Raw genomic sequence first — 5,163 nt, 5'->3', positions numbered from 1 at the left:
GTCGCCATCACCTTGCCGAAGGTGCCGGAGGCCTGCCCGCATGGCCTGGCGCCGACCACCTCGGCCATGCTGCAGCTGGCCATCGGCGATGCCCTGGCGATCGCCCTTCTCGAACGGCGGGGTTTTTCGGCGCAGGATTTCAAGGTTTTCCATCCGGGCGGCAAGCTTGGCTCGCAATTGCTGCTGGTCCAGGAATTGGCACACAGCGGCGAAGCCATGCCGCTCTTGCCCTTGGGCAGCGCCATGGGCGACGCGGTCATCCAGATGTCCTCCAAGGGCTTCGGCGTCGTCGGGGTCCTCGATGAAGAGGGCCGACTTGTTGGCGTCATCACCGACGGCGACCTGCGGCGGCATATGTCGCGCGACCTTCTCCTGGAAACGGTCGATGCGGTGATGTCACACAAGCCGAGGGTCATCACTGAGGGCATGCTGGCAAGCGCCGCGATGGAGCTCATGCAGGCGCAGAAGGTCACGGTCCTCTTCCTCGTCGATGATTCGGGCCTTCCGAGCGGCATATTGCACATCCACGACCTGCTTCGTGCCGGCGTCGCCTGAGCCCGGAACGGTATGCCGTTGATACGGACTAGGAACAGCGGTCTGGGAGCGGATATCCGTGCCTGAAGTGAACCATTCCGAAGGCAGTTCGCCAAAACACGTGTCGGCCGCACGTGATGGCATCGTGACCTTCGCTTTCCACATTCCCGGCTGGAAACAGCCGATCTTCAAACGCTATTTTCCAGAACGCTCGTTCATTTTCGTGCCCATGTACACAAGGGGGCGGGAATTCCTGCAGACATGGTCCGCGCGCATGGTGCGGGAAGAAAATCCTGAGATTTTCGTCTGGAGCCTGGAAGTGCCGGACGGTCTGCGCGCCTTTGCGGCACGGCACGGCATTCCGGTGACCTTCATCGAGGATGGCTTCATTCGCTCGGTGGAGGCCAATGCCAGCCGCACGCCGCCATTGTCGCTGGCGCTCGATCGGGGCACCGCCTATTTCGATTGTCGCGAGGCTTCCGATCTCGAACGGCTGTTGACCGAATATGATTTCGACGGGTCGCCGGACCTTCTGGCCCGGGCGGCGACCGGAATCGACACGCTTTTGAAGACCGGCATCAGCAAATACAATTCCGGTGCGGAAGCCGATGTCGCGACGCTCTACGGCCGGAAGACCGGCAAACGCGTGCTGGTCATCGGACAGGTGGAGGACGACGCCTCCATTCGCTTCGGTTGCCTCGCGCCGGTCACGAACAATGTTCTGGTCCGGCTGGCCGCCGCGGAAAATCCGGATGCGCAGATCATCTACAAGCCGCATCCCGATATCCTCAGCCGCGTCCGTTTCGCCCAATCGGACCCGCAGGACGTCGCGCATCTCTGCCTGGTCGTCACTCGGCCGCTGTCGATGGCGGAAGCCTTCGAGACCATTGATCATGTTTACACGATTACCTCGCTCGCCGGCTTCGAGGCGTTGCTCAGAGGAATAAAGGTCACGGTCTATGGATGCCCCTTCTATGCCGGCTGGGGGCTGACGGACGATCGCCAGCCGAATGCCAGGCGAAAGCGGCGGCTGTCCGTCGAGGCGCTGTTTGCCGCTGCCTATCTTCTCTATCCCCGCTATTTCGATCCGGCGACTGGCAAGCAGGTCTCGTTCGAGGAAACCATTGCTGCCGTAAAGCGGCACTTCTCGACAGGGACGGCAATGGAAGGCGCGCATCCGCAACCCGGCCCACGGTGGCAGGCCTGGGGGCCCTATGGCGTTCTCGGCTGGCGCCATCTGATGACACCGCTCATATCGCTGGCCATTGCCAGGATCGGCCATCAGCGCGATGCGGATAATTACAGGGAAGGCCCCATCCAGTTCTTCCGGGAGTTGACGGATCGGAAGTTCAGACTGATCGGCCGGCTGCTCTATCCCTTCGACGAATGATCGCCATATGGTACGTCTCCATCCAATCATGCATGGGGCTGATATCGTTGCGCCCAGGGTGCGTCAGGGCTACGATGCCATCGGCCTTGGTGCCCATAGTTTCGTATTTTTGACATTGTTTATTGGAATGGTATTGTTCACCGCTTCATCCGCACTGCTGAGAAATGAATGATCAGGCTTGAACAGGCCACCAAATTCGCGCGCACCAGAGGCATCAGCAAGCCGATCATCGATCGCGCCTCGCTGGTCCTGCAGCGGGGAAAGAGCATCGGTCTGCTGGGGCGCAATGGTGCCGGCAAATCCACTTTGCTTCGGCTGATCGCTGGAACAATCAGGCTGGACAGCGGCCGGATCATCCGGCGAGGGAAGATTTCCTGGCCGCTCGGCTTCCAGGGGAGCTTCCAGGCGACGATGACGGGCGAGCAGAATGTCCGTTTTGTCGCGCGTATCTATGGCGTCGATACCCGTGAACTGATCGACTATGTCGCGGATTTCGCCGAACTCGGTCCTTTCTTTAGAGCACCCGTCGGCACCTATTCGTCCGGCATGAAGGCGCGGCTGGCATTCGGCTTGAGCATGGGCGTCAATTTCGACTATTATCTCGTCGATGAGATCACCGCCGTCGGCGACGCCAATTTCAAGAAGAAATGCCGGGTCGTATTCGAAAGCAGGCTGCAGGATGCCGACGTGATCATGGTATCCCACAGCACATCGACCATTCGCGACTATTGTGATTGCGGAGTGGTTATGGAAAATGGCAAATTAACCTATTATGACGATATTGAAGACGCGATCCGGGCGCATAATGGCAATATGAGGGAACGGTAGATGGCGGTCATCAAGAATCCGGCGAATACCGGGCCGAAAAATCTCGCCGTCGAGCGGATGACCGGCAAGGATATGATCAAGCCGAAAAGCGTCCATCTTCTCGAGGGACTGCTGGGCAACGACGAACGTCTGCTTGTGCCCAAGGAAAAGCCTCGGGGGCGTAACAAGATCTATTCGATCGCCGCTAAGAAGGTCGCCAAGACGGGCTGGTTGAGCACGCTACGGCTGCGGCATACCGTGATCCTCGGCAGCTTTCTCGCCTTCGTTGCCGTGCCGGCGACGCTTGCGAGCCTCTATATGCTCTTTGTCGCGGCCGACCAGTATCACAGTTCCTCTTCCTTTGCCGTGCGCAGCATCGAGGCCGCCAATACGTCGGACATTCTCGGGATGTTTTCGCAGGCCTCCACCGGTAACACCGGTTCCGACAGCTATATATTGATGGATTTCGTGCACAGCGAAGCCATGCTGGCCGCTGTCGAGCAGAAGTTCGATCTGGAAGCGATCTACGCCGTGCGCGGATCCGATTATTTCTATGGAATGTGGTCGGGCTTGCCCGTCGAGGACAAGCTCGACTATTGGCGTGACATGGTTCATGTGAATTATGATCCGGCGTCGGGGATCATGCAGTTGCAGGTCAAGGCATTCGAACCGCAGCAGGCTCAGGAGATTGCCAGTTTCGTCATCGCAAAAAGCGAAGAACTGGTGAACAACCTGTCGGCCGCGGCTCGAGACGGCGTCCTCAAATCGGCGCAGGATGAACTGGTTGTGGCCGAGGGGCGTCTTGCCAAGGCCCGGATTGCGGTGCGGGAATATCGCGACGTGTCGCAGGAAGTGGACCCGGTCGAGGGCGCGAAGCTGGCCCTCCAGCTCATTGGTGGTCTGGAACAGCAACTGGCGCAGATGAACGCCGATCTGGCGACGGCCAAATCGCAGATGAGCGACGACACGCCGCGCGTTCGCGTCCTGAAGACGAGGATCGCCAGCGTTCAGGAACAGATCGACGCGGAACGGCAACGGCTTGGCAGCGGCGATCCGTCCAAATCCGGCACCAATGATGTTGCAGGCCGCATCCAGCAGTTCGAAGTTCTGGAAACCGAGCGCGAATTTGCGGAGCGCGCCTATACCGGTGCTTTGGCCAGCATCGAAAAAGCTCGCCTGGATGCCTCCAACAAGCAGCGTTATCTCGCCGTCTTCATCCAGCCGACCCTGTCGCAGCTGGCGCAATATCCGACGCGTATTCTCAATTCTTTCCTGGTCGGGCTGGGTCTCCTGTTTGCCTGGGGCATTTTCGTCATGGGCTATTATAATATCCGCGATCGGACCTGAGGCCTGATTTCTGCCGCAAGCCGTTGTGGCGCGGCGAAGGGACGATCCGGCAGTGGATCGTCCTTCCTCCCCAAATGTCGGCATGGCGCGCGCACGGTTTTCTATATGAATGTTTTTTCGAGGGTTGGCCGTTTTCTTAAATCGCTGCCACGGCTCCGTTTTCACCACCCTTTCGCCGTCCGGCTGGATTGGGGACAAGGTAATAGCATCGCTGCAAAAGGCCGGCTGACGGCCACCATCCGTCTCTATGGCAGCCAGAACTATGTCGAGCTGCCGAAGACCTCCTCCTTTACCGGCCATATCACCATTTACGGACAGGGAAACCGCATCGTGATCGGTGAAAATTGCCGTTTGTACGGTGAGTTCATGGTCAAGGGTCACAACCAAACGGTAACGGTCGGCGAGGGAACGACCTTCGAATCGGTCTATCTCCTCTGCATGGAGCGCTGCGACATCAGCATCGGCCGCTGGTGCATGTTTTCCCGCAACATCGAGGTACGCACCAGCGATGCGCATGGGCTGATACGCAAACGCGACGGCCGGCGTCTCAACCGCGCTGCCTCCGTCACGGTCGGCGACCATGTCTGGGTCGGGGTGGGCTCCATCCTGAACAAGGGCACTGTCATCCCGGCGGATTGCATTGTCGGTGCCAAGTCCTTCGTCAATAAGGCATTTACCGAGAGCAGCGTCGTCCTTGCCGGCACGCCGGCTACCATCGTCAAGCGCGGCGTGACCTGGAACAGGTGGCGAAAGCGCCGTTATTCGCAGGAGGAACTGGACGCCTGGCGCATTCCGGACCAGGATATTAGCGACGAGGACTGATCTTTGCCGGCCTTTGCCGCGGCGGCGGATCGACGAAGCCGCCCGGCTGGTTGACCGTGCGGTCGTGGAGCCGGACGGCGATTGCCTCGGCGCCGGCATCGGTTCCGGAGCGGGAATAGAAATTGCCGCGCACCTGGATCGTCGCCGCCATGAGGCGGAGGAAGGCGACACCTAACCCATTGTCAGGCGGGGAAGGAGCGCCCCAGAACCGGTCGAGCGTGGCCTGGTCGGTGAGCCCCGCAATGTCGAAGATCGCGGCCCCC

At 59.8% G+C, this 5,163-nt stretch carries 5 protein-coding genes and 1 pseudogene; 5 read left to right on the top strand and 1 reads right to left on the bottom strand.

Annotated elements, in window-relative coordinates; all coding sequences use genetic code 11:
• The 5 genes from VL202_RS06860 to VL202_RS06840 form a co-directional block, all read left to right on the top strand.
• Positions 1–555, top strand: a 555-nt coding sequence (locus VL202_RS06860; RefSeq protein ID WP_325463386.1) for a CBS domain-containing protein, incomplete at its 5' end; no start/stop codon positions are given.
• Positions 556–622: 67 nt separating this feature from the next.
• Positions 623–1,924 carry a capsular polysaccharide biosynthesis protein gene (locus VL202_RS06855; protein ID WP_325463388.1) on the top strand — a complete coding sequence of 434 codons (1,302 nt, stop codon included), beginning with the start codon at positions 623–625 and terminating at the stop codon, positions 1,922–1,924.
• A gap of 168 nt (positions 1,925–2,092) precedes the next feature.
• Complete coding sequence (locus VL202_RS06850) at positions 2,093–2,752, top strand: ABC transporter ATP-binding protein (RefSeq protein ID WP_325463385.1); 660 nt, start codon at positions 2,093–2,095, stop codon at positions 2,750–2,752.
• Positions 2,753–4,078 carry an RkpR, polysaccharide export protein gene (locus tag VL202_RS06845; RefSeq protein WP_414692815.1) on the top strand — a complete coding sequence of 442 codons (1,326 nt, stop codon included), beginning with the start codon at positions 2,753–2,755 and terminating at the stop codon, positions 4,076–4,078.
• 105 nt (positions 4,079–4,183) lie between these two features.
• Positions 4,184–4,900 carry a hypothetical protein gene (locus VL202_RS06840; protein WP_325463384.1) on the top strand — a complete coding sequence of 239 codons (717 nt, stop codon included), beginning with the start codon at positions 4,184–4,186 and terminating at the stop codon, positions 4,898–4,900.
• Here the strand turns inward: VL202_RS06840 and VL202_RS06835 are convergent.
• Positions 4,884–5,163, bottom strand: a pseudogene (locus VL202_RS06835) (capsular biosynthesis protein); the annotation flags it as partial. The gene VL202_RS06840 and the pseudogene VL202_RS06835 sit on opposite strands and share 17 nt — an antisense overlap.

Origin of the sequence: Pararhizobium sp., from assembly GCF_035497515.1 — a bacterium.
Lineage (GTDB): Bacteria > Pseudomonadota > Alphaproteobacteria > Rhizobiales > Rhizobiaceae > Pararhizobium.
The sequence above is the reverse complement of the archived record's forward strand: the minus strand, read 5'-3'. Positions and strand labels throughout refer to the sequence as shown.

Excerpts from the sequence above, each read along its gene's own strand:
- VL202_RS06850 (WP_325463385.1), top strand. The coding sequence starts at position 2,093 with ATGATCAGGCTTGAACAGGCCACCAAATTCGCGCGCACCAGAGGCATC.
- VL202_RS06845 (WP_414692815.1), top strand. The coding sequence starts at position 2,753 with ATGGCGGTCATCAAGAATCCGGCGAATACCGGGCCGAAAAATCTCGCC.
- VL202_RS06840 (WP_325463384.1), top strand. The coding sequence starts at position 4,184 with ATGAATGTTTTTTCGAGGGTTGGCCGTTTTCTTAAATCGCTGCCACGG.